This is a genomic window from Streptosporangium sp. NPDC051022, from assembly GCF_040683035.1.
Classification (GTDB): domain Bacteria; phylum Actinomycetota; class Actinomycetes; order Streptosporangiales; family Streptosporangiaceae; genus Streptosporangium.
The window spans coordinates 46,214-66,739 of record NZ_JBFBCF010000035.1 but is presented as its reverse complement, the minus strand read 5'-3'; the positions used below and the strand labels follow the sequence as shown (position 1 = coordinate 66,739).

Annotated in this window: 15 protein-coding genes; 5 read left to right on the top strand and 10 right to left on the bottom strand. The window is 71.0% G+C overall.

Going from position 1 to position 20,526, the window contains the following annotated elements; all coding sequences use genetic code 11:
• Positions 1-2: 2 nt before the first annotated feature.
• The 8 genes from AB0N02_RS38780 to ychF all read right to left on the bottom strand — a co-directional run bounded on the left by AB0N02_RS38780 (position 3) and on the right by ychF (position 13,392).
• On the bottom strand, positions 3-1,091 hold the full coding sequence (locus AB0N02_RS38780) for a bifunctional lytic transglycosylase/C40 family peptidase (protein WP_363957566.1): 1,089 nt from the start codon (positions 1,089-1,091) through the stop codon (positions 3-5).
• Positions 1,088-1,750 carry a hypothetical protein gene (locus tag AB0N02_RS38775; RefSeq protein WP_363957563.1) on the bottom strand — a complete coding sequence of 221 codons (663 nt, stop codon included), beginning with the start codon at positions 1,748-1,750 and terminating at the stop codon, positions 1,088-1,090. The genes AB0N02_RS38780 and AB0N02_RS38775 overlap by 4 nt, the downstream gene beginning before the upstream one ends.
• Positions 1,751-1,752: 2 nt before the next feature.
• Complete coding sequence (locus tag AB0N02_RS38770) at positions 1,753-4,263, bottom strand: type IV secretion system protein (protein WP_363957560.1); 2,511 nt, start codon at positions 4,261-4,263, stop codon at positions 1,753-1,755.
• A complete protein-coding gene (locus tag AB0N02_RS38765) occupies positions 4,260-6,752 on the bottom strand; it encodes an ATP-binding protein (protein WP_363957557.1) in 2,493 nt (830 codons plus the stop codon). Before AB0N02_RS38765 ends, AB0N02_RS38770 begins: the two co-directional genes overlap by 4 nt.
• Positions 6,753-6,953: 201 nt before the next feature.
• Entirely contained in the window at positions 6,954-9,797 is a 2,844-nt protein-coding gene (locus AB0N02_RS38760) for a TcpE family conjugal transfer membrane protein (RefSeq protein WP_363957554.1), read from the bottom strand.
• 46 nt (positions 9,798-9,843) lie between these two features.
• Complete coding sequence (locus AB0N02_RS38755) at positions 9,844-10,119, bottom strand: hypothetical protein (protein WP_363957661.1); 276 nt, start codon at positions 10,117-10,119, stop codon at positions 9,844-9,846.
• A 164-nt stretch (positions 10,120-10,283) separates the two neighbouring features.
• Positions 10,284-11,108 carry a conjugal transfer protein gene (locus AB0N02_RS38750; RefSeq protein WP_363957551.1) on the bottom strand — a complete coding sequence of 275 codons (825 nt, stop codon included), beginning with the start codon at positions 11,106-11,108 and terminating at the stop codon, positions 10,284-10,286.
• A 1,195-nt stretch (positions 11,109-12,303) separates the two neighbouring features.
• The gene (ychF, locus tag AB0N02_RS38745) at positions 12,304-13,392 is read right to left on the bottom strand and encodes a redox-regulated ATPase YchF (RefSeq protein ID WP_363957548.1); all 1,089 of its coding nucleotides are present in this window, start codon (positions 13,390-13,392) and stop codon (positions 12,304-12,306) included.
• Between the two features lie 289 nt (positions 13,393-13,681).
• Here ychF and AB0N02_RS38740 point away from each other — a divergent pair, with 289 nt between their 5' ends.
• Positions 13,682-14,986 carry a DNA recombination protein RmuC gene (locus AB0N02_RS38740; protein WP_363957659.1) on the top strand — a complete coding sequence of 435 codons (1,305 nt, stop codon included), beginning with the start codon at positions 13,682-13,684 and terminating at the stop codon, positions 14,984-14,986.
• Between the two features lie 132 nt (positions 14,987-15,118).
• Positions 15,119-15,658 carry a DUF6542 domain-containing protein gene (locus AB0N02_RS38735; RefSeq protein WP_363957545.1) on the top strand — a complete coding sequence of 180 codons (540 nt, stop codon included), beginning with the start codon at positions 15,119-15,121 and terminating at the stop codon, positions 15,656-15,658.
• Between the two features lie 168 nt (positions 15,659-15,826).
• On the opposite strand, the gene AB0N02_RS38730 is transcribed toward AB0N02_RS38735, so the two are convergent.
• On the bottom strand, positions 15,827-16,795 hold the full coding sequence (locus tag AB0N02_RS38730) for a 4-hydroxy-3-methylbut-2-enyl diphosphate reductase (RefSeq protein WP_363957542.1): 969 nt from the start codon (positions 16,793-16,795) through the stop codon (positions 15,827-15,829).
• 120 nt (positions 16,796-16,915) lie between these two features.
• Between AB0N02_RS38730 and AB0N02_RS38725 the strand changes: the two genes are divergently transcribed.
• Both AB0N02_RS38725 and xseA read left to right on the top strand, forming a co-directional pair.
• Positions 16,916-18,100: a hypothetical protein gene (locus AB0N02_RS38725; RefSeq protein ID WP_363957539.1), complete on the top strand. Its 1,185-nt coding sequence runs from the start codon at positions 16,916-16,918 to the stop codon at positions 18,098-18,100.
• A 463-nt stretch (positions 18,101-18,563) separates the two neighbouring features.
• Complete coding sequence (gene xseA / locus AB0N02_RS38720) at positions 18,564-19,781, top strand: exodeoxyribonuclease VII large subunit (protein ID WP_363957536.1); 1,218 nt, start codon at positions 18,564-18,566, stop codon at positions 19,779-19,781.
• Here the strand turns inward: xseA and AB0N02_RS38715 are convergent.
• Complete coding sequence (locus tag AB0N02_RS38715; RefSeq protein ID WP_363957534.1) at positions 19,759-20,229, bottom strand: GNAT family N-acetyltransferase; 471 nt, start codon at positions 20,227-20,229, stop codon at positions 19,759-19,761. The two genes, xseA and AB0N02_RS38715, sit on opposite strands and share 23 nt — an antisense overlap.
• 63 nt (positions 20,230-20,292) lie before the next feature.
• Here AB0N02_RS38715 and AB0N02_RS38710 point away from each other — a divergent pair, with 63 nt between their 5' ends.
• Positions 20,293-20,523, top strand: a complete 231-nt coding sequence (locus AB0N02_RS38710) for an exodeoxyribonuclease VII small subunit (RefSeq protein WP_363957531.1) — start codon at positions 20,293-20,295, stop codon at positions 20,521-20,523.
• The last annotated feature ends 3 nt before the right edge of the window (positions 20,524-20,526 follow it).

The following is a 20,526-nucleotide window of genomic DNA, read 5'->3' as shown; positions in this document are numbered from 1 at the left end:
TGTCAGCCCTGCTCCCTCAATTTGAGTTGCGCGAGGACCTGGGGATTCTGCAATGGGCGGGTGAAACCCATGACACTGGTGCGATCCCGGTAAGAGGTGACCTTGATCGGCCCGCACAGGCGGCATCTGGCCTCGACCATCTTGCCCGGTGAGACCACCATGCCCACGTGGCCGGGATTGTTGGCCGAGGTGCCCGGACCGGCGTTGAAGAAGACCAGGTCGCCCGCCTGCTCCTGTCCCTCGGGGACCTTCACCCCGAAGGGCCACTGCTCGAACGTGGTGCGCGGGATGGTCAGGCCGACACTCCGGTAGGCCATGTAGATGATCCCGGAGCAGTCGAAGGCGTCGGGTCCCGTGCCGCCCCACAGGTACGGCTTGCCGCGCTGGGCCAGGGCGTACTCCATGATCCCGGCGACCGTGCCCGAGGGCGCCGCCTCCAGCAGGGGCTGGTCACAGATCGACTCGGCGTCCGGCGGGGTCCTGACCGCGCCGTCCCTGGCGTACTTCTGGGCGATGTCCATGACCTGGTCCACGTACCACCAGGCCCGGTTGTAGACGAACAGCGACCGGCGCACGTTCTCCGGCGCGCCGTTGCGCTTGAGCATCTTCGCCGCGCCCAGGATGGCGTCGGCCGGGTTGTAGATGTCGGCCCAGCCGTCGCCGTCGCCGTCGGAGGCGTAGCCGTTGAACTTCGAGGGAATCTTGATCTTCGCCTTGCCGCCCCAGGTACTGATCAGGAACTGCATCGGCCCCGCGGCCCCGGCGTAGTTGGTGCCGCTCTGGACCCCGGGAAGCGTGGAACGCCCGTGGTCGGTCTCCCGCTTGCCGACCCCGGCGAGCACGTTCCACTGCACACCGATCTTCTTGCCGTTCTCGCGGTACAGCTTGAGGTACTCCGGCGGGATGTCCGAGGTCGCGCTGTCGGACTGGTCGGCCGCGAGCTGCACGCTGTCGTCGCAGTCGGGCAGGCTGCCGCCGGTGATGGAGGGAAAGCTGCCGATCATCAGCATCGGCGCCAGGGTCAGCCCGAGCATGCCCAGCGCCGCGACCGCCACGATCAGCGCGAGATAGATCTTCCTGTTGCCGGTCATCCCGCCTCTCCGGTCTGCGAGGACTGGTCGTCTCCGTCCTGGCCGGAGTCGGCCGGCTGCAGGTCGTGGACCCGCCAGTCGGCGCCGACCTCGATGAGCGTCACGGCGTAGTCGTCGCTCGTCACCTTGGACCCGCTCTTGGCGGTGACGCTCCGGGTGCCGGTGACCACGAAGACCACCGACGTCTGCTGGATCTGCCGGATCTCCTTGACCTTCGCGCTCCCGACCGAGATCACCTGGTCGGCCGTGTTCGCCTGGATGGTGCCCGGCGAGGTGACGGTGCGCAGCAGCACCTGGGCGAACTCGTCGGTGGTGTATCCCCTGAGCCGGTCGGCGTAGTCGGAGGGCTGCTCGTTGTAACTGAAGGTGCCGTACTCGGCGGTGAACCGCTGGGCGTAGTCGGCGGAGGCGGCCAGTTCCTGCTTGGTCATCGGCAGGTAGGAGTAGACGTCGAAGGGCGCGTTGCTGGCCGTGGCCGCCGGGCGCGAGGGTTCGCCGCCCGGTCGCGTCCCGGACAGCGTACGGCTCACCCCCACCGGATCGGCCTCGGGTGTCTGTTCGTCACCCGTGCTCGGCCACATGGTCAGGTAGATCCCGACCAGCGCGAGCAGCGCGACCAGCACCGCGAAGACGACGCCCCGCCGGTTGCCCTCGACCATCGTCAGTCCTTATCGGGATTCGAGGCACGGAGCCAGAACGGCGCCGCCTCGTCGGCCTGCCTGTCGCGCTCCGGCCTGCTGGACAGCCAGAGCGGCGGCGCCTCGGAGGACCTGTCGCGCCCGGCGTCGCCCCTCGATGCCCCCGAGGAGCCGAAGATGCCGCTGCCGGACCTGGACGAGCCCCGGGAGCCGCCGTTGCCCGAGCCTCCGGAGCCGCCACCGTTGCGCGAGCCCGAACCGCGTGAGCTCGGCTCCGAGCGCCGGGAACCTCCGCCGCCACCGCCTCCGAAGATGCTCCCGCCGGAACGGCCGCCGCCCCCCGAGGAGCCGGAGGACCTGCCCGCCGACGAGGAGGACCTGCCGCCGGACGACGAGGACCTGCCGCCGGACGAGGAGGAGGATCCACCCGACGAGCCGCCCCGCGGGGCCCAGCCGCCGGAGGCGCCGCCGAACCAGCCGCCGCTCACACCGCCCGAACCGGATGCACCGCTCGAACCGCTTGAACCGCCCGAACCACTGGAGCCACCCGAACCGCCCGGACCGCCCGAACCGCCCGGACCGCTCGAACCGCCCACGCCGTTGCGGACGGAGGCGCCGCCCGACCTGGCCGGGGAGGCGCCGGCCGCCGTACCGCCGCCGGACAGGTTGAGCGGCGGCGCCGCGCCGGAGCGCGTCGAGATGACGGGACGGCCGGTGGCCTTGCGCCGGGTGCCCGTCTGGGCGTCGGTGTCCAGCGGCGCCGGCTGGGCACCGACCGGGACCCGGGTGCCCGAGGGCGTGCCCGGCCCCTGCTCGCCGCCCTCTCCGCGAACCTTGCCCTGGGCCACCGCGGCGGCCGCCGTCGCGACGGAGGCGCCGCTCGCGAGCGCGGCCGCCTGCAGGGCGGGCTCGGCCTTGCGCATGCCCCAGCGGCCCACCCTGGCCGCCGCCACCGGCGGCAGCACCCCGGCGGCGCGCTGCAGGGTCGGCGCGGAGGCCGCGTCGCCCAGCACCCGCGTGGTGAACGTGTGGCCGTCCATGGAGGAGAACAGGTGCTGGAACGGCCGCCGGTAGAAGAACACCGCGATCGTGAGCAGCGCCATGAACATGACCTGCAGGCCCCAGGGCAGCGCCGTGGAGATGATCAGCGCGTAGCCGTACACCAGGACGCTCAGGACCAGGGCCAGCACCGCCTGGCGGAGCAGGGTGCTGATCAGCATCTCCACCCAGCGCATCGCGATGATCCGACCGGATCCGGGATGGACGCCGAGCAGCAGGAACACCGGCGCGAGGATCAGCAGCAGCAGGAAGCCCACCTTGAGCACCAGCAGCGAGACCGCGACCAGGAAGATCAGCAGCCCCGCGACCATGGCGGCCATCAGCGCGCCGATCGCGATGCCGAGCCTGCTGGTCCAATCCTTTCCCTGGAAGAGGAAGAAAATAGGCGTGTTCTCCAGCTTCTTGGCGACCTCTTCCTCGTACCGTGCCTGGTGGGCATTGGTGTTGGGGGTCTGGGAGGTTCGCATCTCGGCCGCGTCCAGCGCCTGGATGTCCAACAGCTTGGCGGCGAACACCTTCACCACCGGCGCCTCCGGATCGGCGGTGCCGAACTCACCCATCAGCCATGGCTTGCAGACCAGGGTCGACCAGAGCGCCTCGGCGTTCTGGTCCACTCCCGGAACGCCGGTCTGGCCGTAACCACCGGGCTTGACCTGGGGATTGGCGTCATCCTTGGCCGGGAGGCAGGAAGCACCGCCCGCGTTGGGCAGGTTGGAGAAGGCGGAGTTGACGACCTCGCCCGTTTTGTCGGTGACGACCTTGCCGAGGCCGGTGAAGTCGCCGGGACGGCTGAAGAACCACACCGCGGCGGTCACCGCGAGGACCATCCAGATGACGCCCTCGGCGGTCGTGGTCGCGCGCTTGCGGATCAGGCCGTACCAGGCGAGCCAGATGGCGCCGAGGATCACGATCGGCTGCAGGTACGGCCAGTACATCGCCTTGGCCAGGTTCTCGACGATGCCGTCGACGACGTTCTTGATCGAGTCGAGCGGCCCCTCGGTGGCCGCCGCCTGGTAGGTGGTGATGGTCAGCCGGTCCAGCGCCTTGGCCCAGGAGAAGACCGTGTTCGCGGTCATGTTGCCCATGACCGCCGCGACGTCACCGCAGCCGAGTTGGTAGGTGTGCCAGAACTGGCCGCCCGTGCCGTATCTGGCGTAGTTGCCCTCCGGAGCGGCGGCCTGTGCGGTCCCGGCCTGCGCCGGGGCCGACGGGGACACACCCGGGGTCCCCGCCGACGTCCCGGTCGGCGCGGCCGGGGGCGGTGGTTTCACCAGGCCGTCCACGCCCGAGCCCACGACCTCCGGCGCCAGGTCCGGCGAGAGGTCGCAGGGAGCGGCGGCTACTGCGGTCGACGAACCCGTCGGCAGCAGCGCCGGTAAGACGAGGAAGGCGGCCAGAGCCACCAGTGCGATGGCGATCCGCCTGCGTAGTCGTCCCTTGCGGGAGTGCTTGCGTCCCTCGCGGGAGCCCTTCATGACCGTACCTCCAGCGCCGCCGCCCCCGGCCTACTGACTCTGCCGCCCCCAGAAAGATCATGCATGTTCTCGTCGGGTTTGTCGTGGGTCGGATTCGTATCGAGCCAGCGGAGCAGCTCATCGGAGATGAGGTCCACCCCTATCCGGCCCGCCCGCCCGTCCAAATCCCGGAAAACGCATTCGCCGTTGCCCAGCGAGCGCAAAACAGCCTTGTGCTCCTCCGAGGGTTCGACCCCGAGCAGCGCCATCACGTGGTCCACCTCGACCCGTTCGGTGGACCGGAAGGCGAACACCGACGACAGGCAGTTGGTCACCTGTTCGTTCAGCAGGTCGCCCGCGTTCTGCGAGACCAGCACCAGCGCGGTGTTGCGCGAACGCCCCATCCGGCTGACCTCGGGCACCAGCTTGGCGCCCTCGGGCGTGGAGGTGATGGCCCACGCCTCGTCCAGGAAGATCGCCTTCGGCGTCCGCCTGTCGAGGCCGTTCATCAGGCCCCGGGCGAACTGCGCGACCAGATAGAGCAGCGCGACCGACAGGCGCTGCTCGTAGGAGTAGTCGTCGCGGCCCGTCGAGGCGTCGGGAAGGGTCAGGCCCCCCAGGGTGAAGACCGTGGTCCAGCCCTCGGTGTCGATCTGGTCGCCGCCCGAGGGGTCGAAGCACAGCCGCGCGAGGTGCATCTCCGACATCGAGCGGAGCACCGCGCCCAGGTTCTTCGAGGCTGCGTCGTCGGTCTGCTCCAGGAAGTCGACGACCTTGCCCAGCGAGGGGTGCGGCCCGTTGGAGACCGCGGCCACCGCCTGGATCATCGCCGACTCGCGCTCCTCCGACATGCGGGGCAGCAGCAGGCGCAGGGTCTCACTGGCCATCGTCTTCTTCGCCGCGATGTCGTCGCCGAAGGAGAACGGGTCGAGCAGGCCGGGCGCCGCCGAGCCGAGCGGGATGATCCGCGCCTTCCTGCCCCGCCCCTGCAGCAGCTGGACCAGGGAGTCGGCGTCCCCCTTGGGGTCGATGACCGCGATCGTCACCCCGCGCAACGCCATCTGGTAGATCATCAGCAGCGCCAGTGTGGTCTTGCCGCCGCCGGGCTCGCCGGTGATCGCGATGGCCGTCGGCCGGTTGCGCGTGGCCGCGACCAGCGGGTCGAAGTGGACGATGCTGCGGGCCCTGCCCAGGGTCTCCCCGATGTACGGTCCCATCCAGCCCGCGTTGCCCTCGTCGACCCGGTCGCCCAGGTCGACGGTCGCGGTCGCCATGCCGCCCGCGATGGTGCGCAGCGGCTGCCGCTGGGCGTAGGCGTTGACCCGGACCCGCTCGCCCGGCAGCGCCTCGCAGAACAGCGAGAACTGGTCACCGGTCGAGTTGACGATGTCGATGCCCATGTCGCGGTAGTGCTCCACGACCGCCTCGACCCGTTGCACACAGATCTCCTCGGTCGGGGCGGACACGATCAGCCGGTGCCAGCCGTACACGAACGGCAGGCGCTCCTTGGTGATGCCGTGCTCCAGCATCCGCGCCGCGTCGATCTGCTCGGCCAGCGCCAGCGGCGCCTCCGCGCCCGCCTCCCGGATGTGGATGTCCATGTCGCGGGCGTGGGCGAGCTTGCGCGCCACGTCCTTGCTGGCCTTGACCGGCGAGATCAGCCGCATCCTGGCGCTGACCTCCACGGGGAAGGGCAGCTGGTCGGCGTAGTGCATCCACGGCTCGCCGTCGGGGAAGGGCATCAGGTCGGGGAAGCGGGCGAAGGACAGGTGCGCGACGTAGGAGTCGCCGTACGGCTGCTCGATCCGCAACAGCGACCTGCCGTTGTGGATCTGTCCCTCGACCAGCGCCTCGATCTCGCCCCTCCCCCACTGCCGCTTGGGACTGGCGGAGGCCGGGGGGTCGCCCAGCGAACCGGTCGCGGCGTGCTGGAACAACCACGCGATCTCGGTCGAGTTGGCGTGCCTGGCGTACAGGGCGCTCGACGACAGGGCACGGCCGAGACGCTCCGCCTGCTCGCTCCACTTGGCGATCTCCGCCCTGGGAACGTGGTCGTCCTCCAGGCCCAGGACCTTCTCACCCCGCTGGTAGAGGCCGAACAGCTGGGAGAGCACCCCGGTGCCCAGTTGCCTGCCGCGCGCGCCGAGCCGTACGCCGAGGTAGACCTCCTTGGTCCAGAAGTCCTTGGCCCAGACGTGGCGGTACATCTCCTCCAGGTAGTCACGCCAGCCGGGGCCCTCGTCCGAGGTGGTGTTCAGCGCCATCGCCCACTCGGCCGCCGGGTAGGTGCGGTGCGCGACCCTCAGGTGCACCTCGGCGTCCGGCATCCGGATCGCCGCCAGCGCGATCGTGATGTTGGTGGCCAGCGCCTCCCGCTCCTCGGGGGTGATGAACTCGTAACTCACGGTCGGCAGCCGGAAGTAGGCCCAGACCGACGAGTCGGTCAGCAGGATCCGATCGTCGAAGTATCGGACGGCGAGGCGGTTACGTGCCCGCGACGGGCGACTCACAGGACCTCCTTCGCCGGTCGCACGGCCGACCCTCCGAGCCGTTCCGATCCTGCCGCCCCTCCGAGCCACTCGGGCCCGGCCGGCTCCGCCGGTCGCCCCGGCCGCACAGCCGGATCTCCGAGACCGCGAGGCCCCGCGCCGCGCTCGTTCACCTGAGCACCTCGTTACGCCCGTTCACCACTTCTCCTCGCGCCCGGGGGATCACTGGGCCACTTCCTCCTCGCTCGGTCGAACCGCCTGCGCCGCTCCGAAACCCGCGACCACGACCCCGGCCAGCGCGAGGTACGCGCGGCGCCCCGGCGCGCGCAGGTGGGACGGCTCCACCCGCTCCGACCTGCCGGGAGCGAGCTCGTCCTCCCAGGGCACCCGCACGATCGCCCGGCACCGGCCCCTGGCGACCGCCTCCGCCTGCTCCACGTCGCCCATGCTGCGGCGGCTCACCCCGTTGACGACCATGATCGCCCGCCTGCGGAGATCGGCGCAGCCGTGCCCGTCGAGCCACTCGTAGGTCATGGCCACCGCGTCGGGGCCGTCCTCACTGGCCGGGACGACCAGGACGAGCTGGTCTGCGTAGGGAAGCACCCGCGCCGCCAGCGCGGCGGCCGGATCGACGACGATCAGCTTGTAGTGCCGGTCCAGGATGTCCATGCTCCGGCCGAGCCGCCGGTCGGAGAAGAGCGTGCGGTCCGACAGCCGCTGCTCGGCTCCGGAGTCGGCGTCCCCGGCGAGGACCTCCAGGCCCGAGGCGCAGCGGCTGGTGTAGGCCCGCATGCCGAGATAGCCGTGCACGTTGTCGAGCCCGGCCAGCAGCGAGGTCAGCGTCTCGGGCGACTCGGCCTGGATCCGGCTCGACAGGGCGTTCGCCCCGGTGTTGGCGTCGACCGCGAGCACCCGGTCCTCGCGGTAGCGCGCGAGGGTGTGCCCGAGCATGAGCGCGGTCGTGGTCTGCCCGGCACCTCCGGTGCATCCGAGCACGACGACCCGGCGGCTGCCGGTGAACGCCGCCTTGGCCCGCGCCTCGTCGATCTCGGAGCCGTCCGTACGGCTTCCGCCGCCCGGTCCGATGACCACCTGCGCCAGTCGCCGCCAGCCACCGGCGGAGTCCCTGCCGACGACCGACTCGACCCGGCGGACCCTGGGCTCCGCCTGGGTCGGGCGGGGTACCGGGACGGTGGGCACGACCGGGCCGGGGCCCGCGGCGGGCCCGGAGGGAACGGCCCGGATCGAGACGCCTCCCGGCGTCCCGGCCGACCGCTCCTGCGGGTGGGGACGCCGCCCGTCGGCGAACTGCTCGGCGAGCGCGGGCTGCCCCCTGCGGTGCTGGGCTCGGGCGTTCTCGTCCGCCCCGGCCGGCGCGTTCTTCGCCGGCGCCTCGCGGTGCGCGTCCCGCGTCGTCTCCCCCGCCGGCACGTCTCGCGCCTGCACATCCCGCACCGGGATATCCCGGGACGGGATGTCGCCGCCCCGCGCCGCGGGCTCGACGGGGCGCGGCCCGATGTGAGTGGGCCCGGCCGGATCCGTCCCGACCTGAGCGGGCTCGGCCTGGACGGGACCGACCGGAGCGGGTCCGACCGGAGCGGGTCCGGTCTGCGCGACCCTGGCCGGAGTGGATCTGGTCTGGGCGGGTCTGGTCTGGGCGGGGCCGACGAACCTCGGCGCCGCCGTCGGCCGCTCGACCGGCTGGAGACGGTCGGAGCGCTGAACCGTCCGCTCGGACTCGGACGCGGCGGACTCGGACGCGGCGGCCTCGGGAGCCGGGGCCTCGGGAGCCGGGGATCGTTCGGCCCGCTCGGCGGTCTTCTCGACCCGCTCGGCCTCGGCCCGCTCGACGGTCCTCTCGGGCCGCTCGGTCCCGGTCCGCTCAACGGCCCTTTCGACCGGCTCGGCAGCCCCTTCGGACGGTTCGGCGTTCTCGGCCCGCTCAGACCGTTCGGTCCGCTCCGAGGGGGCGGGGCTCTCGGCCTGGAACGAGGTGGCACGCTCGGCCTCGGCGGAGGCGGCGAGTCTGCGCAGCCTCCGCAACGCCTCGGTGCCGATCGGGGCGTTCTGGGCCGCCGGGGCCGCCGGAGCCGCCGAAGCCGCAATCTCGGCGGCCACGGGTGCCGCCGGAGCCGTGGGGGCGCCGGGGGCCGTGGAAACGGCGGGAGCGGCCGGAGCGTCCTGGACGGCCGGGGCGACGGCGGTGGGAGCGGCGGGGTCCGGCTCGTTCCGGGCGGCCGGTACGGCGGAGGCCCCGCCGTCACGAGCCGCCGCGGAGGCCCGACCGTCGTGAGCCGCGGCGGGTGCCTGGTCGTCATGCGCCTTGACCTGCGCGGAGAAGGCCCGGGAAGGCTGAGCGAAGATCCGTTCGACCGGGGTCGCCGGAGCCGGCACGGGCTGCGCGGCGGGAGCCGGGGCGGTCGCGGGGGGCACTGACGCCGCCTGAGTCACCGGAGCCGCACCACCGGGCGCCTCGGCGGAGACGGCGTGTCCGAGGGCCGGAGCGGTACCCCGGCGCGGCAGGGGAGCCGTGGCGCGGGCCGTACGCTCGCGGGCGACCGGAGCGGTCGCCGCGGCGGCGGCCGCGGCAGCGACGGCGGGACGGACCTCGCGGGCCGGGGACGTGGCGCGTTTGACCTGCTTCTGCTTCTGCCTGGCCTTGCGCGCGGCCCTGCCCCGGACCTCCTCGGCCCGCTGGGGCGCGGCGCGCCACACCCTGCCGGTCAGGGCGATGTCGGAGGGCTCGGCGGTGGGGGCCATCCGGCACCAGGTGCGCGGCTCGCCCATGTAGCGGACCTGCGACTGGAGCAGTTCGGTAAGCCTCTTGCTCTCGATCACCGGCCTGGTCGAGAGCCACGTGACGATTCCCGGCGGTACGAGGTAGACCACGTGCCACGGCGCGTCGAAGGGCAGGCCGAGCAGCGCGAGCAGCAGCGACCACGGGGCCACCACACCCACGAACACACCGATCCAGACGATCGGCAGCGGCATCGGCAGCCGTAGGTCGTACAGCTTGTAGAGCCGCTTTTCGATCCGCCAGATATTGGTATACGTGGGTAGATCCACACGCTCCTCCTCTCGCCACTCGTTGTTTGACCGCTTACCCGCGGTCTCAACCCACCGAGATGCCCAGTGCGACCGCGATCGCCTTCGCCGTCACCTCAATGATGTTGGGCACGTAGAAGATCACTCCAATGGCGATCGCGAGAATGATGAACTGGACGAACCTGGTGATCTCACGGGTGAAGAGGAAGAAGAGCGCCACGACGGACACGATGACGAGGAAGAGGGGCGCGAAGAACCTCCGGAGGAAGTCGGCCAGACCCTGGGTGTTCACGCCCTGCGGGGCGGGCGTCGGCTGGGCGAGGTCTAGCGCGGGCAGGTCCATCGCGTGCAGCAGGATGGTCTTCAGGATCACTTCTCGTCCTCCGTGCTCATGATCACGGCCCAGGGGTTGGCGGGTCCGCGACACGCATATGGGAACCCGCTCACTGCCGACCGGCCGATCAGGGGGGATCTGTTCAGTGTGGACCGGCACCATTCGATCATGTGTTACCCCACAGACCGTTTCGCGCCTCGAATGTCCTTGACGAACCATTTGTCGCCCTGTTTGACCACCGTGAGCCGGTAGGCCTGCTCCAGCTTCCCGCCCATCTCTCCCGGATCGGCGGAGTCGGAGGGGACGGTCGGGGTCACCGCCGTGGGCACTCCCCACACGACCGTGGCGGTCGCCTCACGGGTGGTGCCGCCCCCCGAGGGGACGATGAGATCCTTGAGGTTCACGAAGGTGAAGGCGCCGCCGAAGCCCTCCAGTGTGACCCCGGCGGCGGCGTAACGCTGCAGGGACGCGGTGTCGCCCGCGGCGTACGCCTTGAAGAAGTCGGCCAGGGGCGTGCGGAGCTCGGCCTCGGCGGCCTCGTCCCTCTCGCCCACGGCGACCTGGGGCAGGCCGGCCGGGGCGGGCGCGGGCAGGATGCCCGGACGTCCCGAGACCACGAACCTGCCGGTCACGGTGTCGTGGAACACCGGGACGGACAGCAGCTCACGGCGGTCACCCGACTGGAACGCCAGCGTCACGACGGCGTTCTCCCTGTCGATGATCTCCGAACCGTACGGCTGCACCGCGCCGGCGGCCATCCGGCCGAGCCCGTCCCAGCCGAACTGCGGCTCGGCGCCGTCCGGCAGGTAGGGGGCGAGCCTCGCCGCCCTTTCCTCCGAGCGGACGGCCTCGAAATTCAGATAGACCGCCGCGAACTGGCTGGCGAAAGAGGTCGCCTGGCTGATGGGAAATTCGGTGTCGGCGGAAACGGGACCCGTTCCGGTCGGGGTGTTCTGCTGAGTGATGCGCTCAAAAGGTGCACGGACCCCGTTCACCACGATGACCACTATTAACGCCCAAAGTACGGCGCGACCTGCCCATATGAGCCAGCGTCCGCCGCCACCGGACCAGCGACCCCTCGACGGCGCACCCCGCCCTCGCGCCGGAGCGCGATCGAACTCGGGGTCGTGAGGCGCCCCGGGGTATGCCGACAGCTCAGGGTCGTCGGTGATCCGAGGATCACGGACGGTTGACCTTCGAGCCATCTTGCCTCCGCTCGCGCCAATCCCCCGGCTGACGCGGTGTCGTATTACTCCCGACCCCGTTAACCATGGTCAAGCACTTACTCTAACCGCCTTGCCGATTGTTTCAGGAAAGCCACGCCTATGCTGCAGGCATCATGCTTACTGAGCAAACCGGGTCTGGAACCCGACGGGACGCCCATCTCGGACGTCAGGGCGAAGAAAACGCATTCCACCTGGCCAGTAGGTGAGCCGATTACCCAAACGCCACGCATTGCTATCCAAACAGCACCCCCACTGTCGCGACCTGCGCATTTACCACCGCCCCCCTCACGCAGCGTCACCGCGCGACGCCTCCCCCTCCCCTGGGGAGCGCTCCCCCGGCCGCCTCACCCCCGAGGCGCTCCCGGCTTCTCCCGTGAACTTCGCGGCACCGGCACGGGCGGCGACCACACCGGGACCACGAGCGACCGGCCCGCCCCGCGGGCACGCCCGAAGTTCTTCACAACACCGCCACGCCAAGCAACCACACCCCACCGCGCCCCCACCGCGAACCGCCCACCCCCAACCACCCATCACCCCCGCCGCGAACCACCCGCCACCAACCATCCATCACCCCCGTCACGAACCACCCGCCGCCGACCACGCCCCGTCACGAGCCGTCCACCCCCGCGAGGTGTCCCCTCACGGCGCCGGTACGGCGAGCCGTGACGACAAGCGGATCGGCGCCACCCAACGGCGCGCGACCCGGCGAACACCACCCGGACGGATGCCGATGGTCACGGCACCGGCTGACCGGGGTTCCCCGTGGGACACGCCCAGGCGGCTCGTGTCACACCCGGCGGTACGGAAGGCTCCCGGTCTCCTGCCCGCACTCCGAAACCCACGGACTCCCCGCGAACCGAGAAGGTCTCGAGGAGGCCCCGAGGAGTTGAGGAGGCCCCGAGGAGGCCCCGAGGAGGCACGCAACGCCTCCTCGCCCACGCGTCCGCGGTACGCCTCCACGCCGCCTCTAGACGTTGAAGCGGAACTCCACGACGTCGCCGTCGCGCATCACGTAGTCCTTGCCCTCGATCCGCGCCCTGCCCACCTGGCGGGCGGCGGCGATGGAACCCGCCTCGACCAGCTCGTCGAAGGAGACGATCTCGGCCTTGATGAAGCCGCGCTGGAAGTCGGTGTGGATGACCCCGGCCGCCTCGGGAGCGGTGGCGCCCTTACGGATCGTCCAGGCCCGGGTCTCCTTGGGGCCGGCGGTCAGGTAGGTCTGCAGGCCGAGCGTCTCGAAGCCGACCCGGGCCAGCTGGGCCAGGCCCGACTCCTCCTGGCCGACGGACTGCAGCAGTTCGAGGGCCTCGTCGTCGGGAAGCTCGACGAGCTCGGACTCGATCTTCGCGTCGAGGAAGACGGCGTCGGCCGGCGCGACGAGCGCGGACAGCCGCGCCCTCAGCTCCTCGTCGACCAGCTCGTCGGCGTCGAGGTTGAACACGTAGAGGAACGGCTTGGCGGTCAGCAGGTGGAGGTCGCGCAGGTCGGCCACGTCGATCCCCGCGCCCTTGGCCCCGGCGTACAGGGTGGTGCCGCTGTCGAGAAGCTTGACGGCGGCCTCCGCGGCCTCAAGAGCGGACTTGCGGTCCTTGTTGGTCCTGGACTCCTTCTGGAGACGCGGAACCGCCTTCTCCAGGGTCTGCAGGTCGGCGAGGATCAGCTCGGTGTTGATCGTCTCGATGTCGCGTTCCGGCTCGACGCCGCCGTCGACGTGGGTCACGTCGGGGTCGTTGAAGACCCGGATGACCTGGCAGATGGCGTCGGTCTCACGGATGTTGGCGAGGAACTGGTTACCCCGCCCCTGCCCTTCCGACGCGCCCTTGACCAGTCCGGCGATGTCGACGAACTCGACCTTCGCGGGCAGGATCTTCGCGGAGCCGAAGATCTCGGCCAGCTTCTCCAGACGCGGGTCGGGAACGCCGACGATGCCCACGTTGGGCTCGATGGTGGCGAAGGGGTAGTTCGCCGCCAGGGCGTTTGCGGTCTTCGTCAGCGCGTTGAAAAGCGTTGACTTGCCGACGTTGGGCAATCCGACGATGCCGATGCTCAAGCTCACGTCAGCCGAGTTTACGGCGAATCACCCAGTGCTACCCGCCGTGGCCAGGTCACAGGGCGATAGACATCCGGCCCGCGCACCGCAGGACTGCGGGACTGCGGGACTGCGGGACTGCGGGACTGCGGGACTGCGGGACTGCGGGACTGCGGGACTGCGGCCGGGACCGTACGAGCCTCGGCCGTACGGGGCGCAGCCGTACAGGCGGCGGGGCGGAACGCGCGGACCGGCCCGGAAGGCGTGTCGGGAGGCCGGAAACCGGCGGGCCTGACATCATTCCGTGGTGGATGTCATGGCACTCGCCTTCCAGCTGGCCGTAGGGCTCGCCGCGGGACTCGCGATCGGGTTCCTGCTGGGCCGGGCGCGTGCCTCCTCGGGAGCGGCGGACGTCGTCACACGCCTGGCCGACGCCGAGGCCAGGGCCAGGGCAGCGGAGGAGAAGGTCGCCTACGTCGAGGGACAGCTCGCCGAACGGTTCCAGGTGCTGTCGGCGCAGGCGCTCGACGTCAACAACCTGCGCTTCCTGGAGCTGGCCGAGAGCAGGCTGGCCGCCGGGCGGGCCGAGGCCGCCGGTGAGCTGGAGCAGCGCAAACAGGCCGTCGAGCACCTGATCGAGCCGCTGAAGGACACCCTGGCCCGCGTCGAGACGCAGCTGCGCGACACCCAGTCGGGCCAGCGGGCCGCCCACGCCGAGCTGGCCAAGCACATCGACGTCGTACGCGAGAGCAACGAACAACTTCGTCTCCAGACGACCGCGCTGGTACGGGCCCTGCAGAGGCCGGAGGCCAGGGGCCGGTGGGGCGAGCTCCAGCTCCGCAGAGTCGCCGAGATCGCCGGAATGCAGCGGTTCTGCGACTTCGACGAGCAGGCGAGCGTGACCACCGCCGACGGCGTGCTCCGGCCCGACATGGTCGTACGGCTGGCGGGCGGCAAGAACATCGTGGTCGACTCCAAGGTCTCCCTCGCCGCCTACCTGGAGGCCGCCGAGTCGACGGATCCCGGCCACCAGTCGGCGCGGCTCGACACCCATGCCCGTCACGTACGCGAGCACGTGGACCGGCTCGCCGCCAAGGCCTACTGGCAGGCGTTCAGCCCGGCGCCGGAGTTCATGGTGCTGTTCATCCCGGGTGAGGCCTTCCTCGCGCCCGCGCTGGAACGCGATCCCTCCCTGCTGGAGTACGCCATGCGGCGGCGCGTCCACATCGCGACGCCGACCACGCTGATCACCATGCTCCGCACCGCGCAGTACGCCTGGCAACAGGCCGCGCTCAGCGAGAACGCCCGGGCGGTCTTCGAACTGGGTAAGGAACTTCACGAGCGGCTGAGCAGCATGGGGCGGAACATTGAGACGATGGGCAGGGCACTGGGCCGCGCGGTCGAGTCCTACAACCGGACCGTCGGCTCCCTGGAGACCCGGGTCCTGGTGAGCGCGCGCAAACTGAACGACCTGGGGCTCGTCGACGGCGAGCTGGAGCGGCCCCAGACGGTCGAGGAGCTGCCGCGCGCGCTGACCTCACCCGAACTGCTGGGAGAAGAGGAGCCAAGCTCGTCTCCCATCTCCCGGCTGAACGGTAAGTTGACGAGCGACCTGCCCTAGAGAAGCTGTTCCCCGCAAGGCCGCCGCGGCCGGACACCGCAGGCGGGAAAGGGGGGTCGATGAGGGCCGGGGTCGAGGGGGGCGAATGGTGAACGGGCGAGGAGACGTGCGGCCGCTTGGCGAGGTGACCTCGTGAACGAGCGGAACACGAACGAGCCGAAGCGGAAGAACGGTGTCCGGCTGACCGCCCGGGGCGCGTTCGCGCTCATGCTGGCCACCACTTTGGCGGGCAGGATCCTGCAGGCCCTGTTCGGGCCGTCCGTGCTGGTCGGTCTGGCCTTCCTGGTGGGCTGCGGCGGCGCGGTCGCGCTGGTGAACCGCCGTGACCTGCTCTCGCTGGTCGTGTCCCCGCCCTTGCTCTTCTTCGCGGCCACGCTGGTGGCCGAGGCCGTCGGTTCCCTGGGCGCCACCACCCCGATCCAGGCCTTCGGGCTGGGCATGTTCACCGCGCTGTCGGCGAGCGCCCCGTGGCTGTTCACGGGCTCGCTCCTGGTTCTGGTCGTCGCCTGGCGGCGCGGTCTGGCCGAATGTGTCCGCGAGCTGCGCGACGAGCTGCGGACCTCGGGCCCCGACATCCCCCGTCCGCGGGTCGGCGACAGCGCGGGCTTCGCCCCGGAGCCGGAGGGCTACTTCGAGCCCAAGGTGTACGGCACGCCCCGCGACGGGCAGTGACGGCGCGGGCCGACGGCCGACCGCCTACGACGCCGTGACGTGACAGCGGCCGGGAGACGTGACCGCCGGACGCGGTACGACCGGAAAGATGTGGGACGGCCGGGGTGCGGTACGGCGCCGGTGAGCCGTACGGCCGCGCCGGGCGCCGCCGTACGGCCTGGGAGCCGATCAGACGGTGACGCGCAGGTCCTTGCGGAGCTCGTGCGGCAGGGCGAAGCGGACGCTCTCCTCGACCGACTCGACCTCCTGGACGTCGTCGAAGCCGTGTGACGCGAGACGTGCCAGGACTCCGGCGACGAGCTCCTCGGGGACCGAGGCACCGCTCGTCAGCCCGACCGTGGTGACGCCGTCGAGCCACTCGTCCTTGATGAACGAGGCGTCGTCGACCAGGTAGGCGGCGTCGGCCCCGTGGTCGAGGGCCACCTCGACCAGCCGCTTGGAGTTGGAGGAGTTCTCCGACCCGACGACGATGACCAGCTGGGCCTGGGCGGCGATCTCCTTCACCGCGACCTGGCGGTTCTGGGTGGCGTAGCAGATGTCGTCGCTCGGCGGGTCGATGAGGTTCGGGAAGCGCTCCTTGAGACGGGAGACCGTCTCGGTCGTCTCGTCGACCGACAGCGTGGTCTGCGACAGCCAGACCAGACGGTTCGGATCCCGCACCTGGACGCCGCCGACCGAGTCGAGGCCGTCGACGAGCTGGATGTGGTCGGGGGCCTCGCCTGCGGTGCCCTCGACCTCCTCGTGTCCCTCGTGCCCGATGAGGAGGATGTCGTAGTCCTGGGAGGCGAACCGCTTCGCCTCGTTGTGAACCTTGGTCACCAGCGGGCAGGTCGCGTCGATCGTCCTCAGGCGGCGGGCGGCGGCCTCCTGGTGGACCACGGGCGAGACCCCGTGGGCGGAGAAGACGACGATGGCGCCCTCCGGCACCTCCTCCGTCTCCTCGACGAAGATCGCCCCGCGCTGCTCCAGCGTCTTGACCACGTGGGTGTTGTGGACGATCTGTTTGCGGACGTAGATCGGCGCGCCGTACTGCTCCAGTGCCTTCTCCACGGCCTGGACCGCGCGATCGACGCCGGCGCAGTAACCACGGGGCTTCGCCACAAGTACCCGTCGGGTCGCGGGGCTCTCTGAAGTCATGTTCTTATGCTACGTGGAGTGCCCGCCGGGCCCGCCCATTCGCCCTATGGCGCCACCAGGCACAGTCTTGCTTAACACTTGCCATACGGCACGTCCAATACAGATCTCCAGGGAGACGACATGGCAGTCCCCGACATCGTCCGCAATGTCACCAGAAACGTGCGCGAGGCGCTTTCCAGCCGCGAGGGGTTCAAGGAGAAGGCAAAGGAACTGCCGCTCTACGTGCTCCAGACCGCGCTGAGCGGTGTCGGCCAGGCACTGCTGCTCGGTGACCGGATGAAGAACACCATCAAGCGCATCGGCGGCCAGGACGAGGAGTCCGAGGAGACCTCCCGTGAGCACGCCGGCCAGGGGGTCACGGCCGGAGAGCGTGAGGAGGCGGCCGAGGACAGGCCCGCCCGCCGCGAGCCGGTGATCTTCGCCCCGCGCTCGGAGAGCAGCGCGCCCAAGACCTCCGAGGACACCAAGGCGGAGGCCAACGGCGCCAAGTCGCGTCCCGAGCCGGTCATCTTCTCCCCGGCCAAGTCCAAGCCCGCCGCCGACACCGCCGAGCCGGTGGAGGCCGAGGCGAAAGCCGCCGAGCCCACGACCGTCGAACCCACGACCGCCGCCCCCAAGGCCGCGAAGTCCACGGCCACGGAGCCCGAGAGCACGGAGCCCACGGCCGCGGAGCCCCAGGCCGCCGAGCCTCGGATCGCGGAGCCGAAGGCCGAGGCGCGGGCCTCCGAGCCCGAGGTCGCCGAGCCCACGACCGTGAAGACCGAGGTCTCGGAGGTCGAGGTCACCGAGTCCGAGACGACCGAGACCGCGACGGTCGAGGTCACCAGGACCAAGGTCGCCGAGCCGGAGACGAAGACGACAGAGCCGGAGACGACGGAGCCGAAGGCGGAGGCGGCCCCCGCGGCGGAGATCGCGGCGGACACGGCGAAGTCGGAGACGGCCCTCACGGCGGAGACGGAGCCCGTCGTGGCGGAGCCGGTGCCCGCGGAGCCGGAGACGGACACGGCGGTGACGCCGTCGGAGACCGTCGTGGAGGCGGCAGCGGAACCAGAGACGGTGGCAGAGGCGGAGACGAAGACGGAGCCGGAGTCCGCCGAGGCCGAGCCGGCGGTCGCGGAAACGGTGCCCGCGGAGCCGATGCCCGGCTACGGCGGGCTGTCGATCGCCTCCCTGCGTGCCCGGATGCGCGGCAAGACGGCCGAGCAGATCCGCGAACTGCTCGACTACGAGCGGGCCACCTCGGCCAGGGCCGACGTCGTGCGCATGTACGAGAACCGTCTGGCCAAGCTGGAAGCCGCCGAGTAGGGCCGTGACCGGGAACGTTCACCGAGTCGCGCGTCGTTCCGGCGGCGCGGGCCGGGCCGGTGTCCCCGCCCGCCGTACCGGCGCCCTGGGACACCGCCGGAACGGTGGGAACACACGGTCGCCCCGGCCACGAGCCCGGCGCGTCGTTCCAGCGGCGTCCTCGGACCGATGTCACCGCTCGCCGTAGCGGCGCCATGGAACACCGTCACCCGAGAACGACACGGTCACCCCGAGCACGGGTTCGGCGCGTCACCCCGCCACCCCGAACCGATGCCACCGCGGGACATCCCTGACACGACGAAAGAACGAGGTCACCCCCGAACACGGGCTCAGCGAGTCGTTCCATCGGCGCCCCCCAGACCGATGTCACCACTCGCCGCGCCGATGTCATGGGATGTCCCGAACATGGTGAAGACGCGCAGGCACCCCCGTCGGCCGTGTCCGGCGCGTAGGCTCTCCGAGCATGAGCTCGAAGACCTCTCCTGAGCAGCCGCTCCCGGTTCGCACGGTCCTGCAGATGGTCGGCGGCTGGATCGGCAAGCTCGGCACGGTCTGGGTCGAGGGGCAGATCACCGAGCTGACCGCCCGCGGTGGCACGGTCTTCCTGACACTGCGAGACCCGGTGGCCAACATGTCCGCCCGCGTCACATGCACGCGTGGCGTCTACGAGGCCACCGTTCCCCGTCCGGTGGACGGCGCCCGGGTCGTCATGCACCTGAAGCCGGATTTCTGGGTCAACAAGGGCTCTTTCGCCTTCACCGCCCTGGAGATGCGCCCGGTCGGCGTCGGCGAGCTGCTGGCCCGGCTGGAGCGGCTGCGCCAGTTGCTCGCCTCGGAGGGGCTGTTCGGGGTCGATCGCAAACGGCGGCTGCCGTTCCTGCCCGGCACGGTCGGGCTGATCTGCGGCCGTGACTCGGCCGCGGAGCGCGACGTGCTGGAGAACTCGCGGCGCCGCTGGCCCGCGGTGCGGTTCAAGGTGGAGGCCGTGGCCGTGCAGGGGCCGTACGCCGTCAACGAGGTCATGGAGGCGCTGCGCAAGCTCGACGCCGACGGCGAGGTCGACGTCATCGTGATCGCGCGGGGCGGCGGATCCATGGAGGACCTGCTGCCCTTCTCCGACGAGGCCCTGGTCAGGGCGGTGGCCGCGTGCCTGACCCCGGTGGTCAGCGCGATCGGCCACGAACAGGACAACCCGCTGCTCGACCTGGTCGCCGACGTGCGGGCCTCCACCCCGACGGACGCGGCCAAGAAGGTCGTGCCGGACGTCGGCGAGCAGCTCACGCTCATCCGCCAGCTCCGCGACCGGGGACGCCGGGTGACGAGCGGCTGGCTGGAGCGCGAGACGGCCTGGCTGGCCGGTGTCCGCTCCCGGCCCTCGCTGGCCGACCCGGTCCGCGAGATCGAACGCAAGGCGGAGCAGGCGGAGCAGCTCAGGGACCGCGCGAGGCGCTCCCTGACCGCCTCCCTGGACCGGGCCGAGGAGTCCCTCGGGCACCTGAGGGCCCGGCTGCTCGCCCTGTCCCCCGCCGCGACCCTGGAGCGCGGCTATGCGATCGTGCAGCTCCCCACGGGCGATGTCGTACGGCGTGCCACCGACGTCGCCCCAGGCGACGAGCTGACGATCCGGTTCCCCGACGACCGGGTTCCGGCGGTGGTGGTCAGGAAGGACTCCGCCACGTGAGGGAGGGGTAGCCGTCGTCGGAGAAGCCGAGCTCCCGGTAGAGCGGCTCGGCCTCCGAGGTGGCGTGCAGGTCGATCCTGCGGATGTTCATGGCGTGGTACCACTCCATGAGGGTGACCATGATGGCCCGGCCGTGTCCCCTCCGCCGGTGGCCGGGGTCGGTCGTCATCCCCTGGATGTAGCCATAGCGGCCGTCGGGGAGGCTGGGACCGGGGAACCGGTCGAAGATCAGGCCGATCCCGCAGGCGGCCAGTCCGCCCTCGGGGGCGTCCACCACGTAGACGGCCGTGTCCGAGCTGCCGAGCCGCTCCCGCAGGCTCTCGGCGTAGGTCTCCCGCCAGTGGACGTCGACCGGATAGCTTCCGTCCTGGGCCATGCGGTCGGCCAGGATCTGGCGGAGCCGTACCAGTTCGGGGATGTCCTCGGAGATCGCGGGACGAACACTCATCGGCCCAGTCTTGCAGGCACGCGATCTGCGACAGCGACCGGCCGGGGACTCTAGGGTGGAAGGGTGGCCGAAGAGAAGACACCGTCGTACGAGCAGGCACGCGAGGAACTGACCGAGGTGGTCCGCCGTCTGGAGACGGGCGGGCTCACCCTGGAGCAGTCGATCGAGCTGTGGGAACGCGGCGAGAAGCTGGCGGCGGTGTGCGAGGAGTGGCTCCAGGGCGCCCGGGTGAAGCTGGCGGCCGCCATGGCGCAGCGCAGGCAGCCCGACACCGCGGGAAACACCCCCTTCTGACCT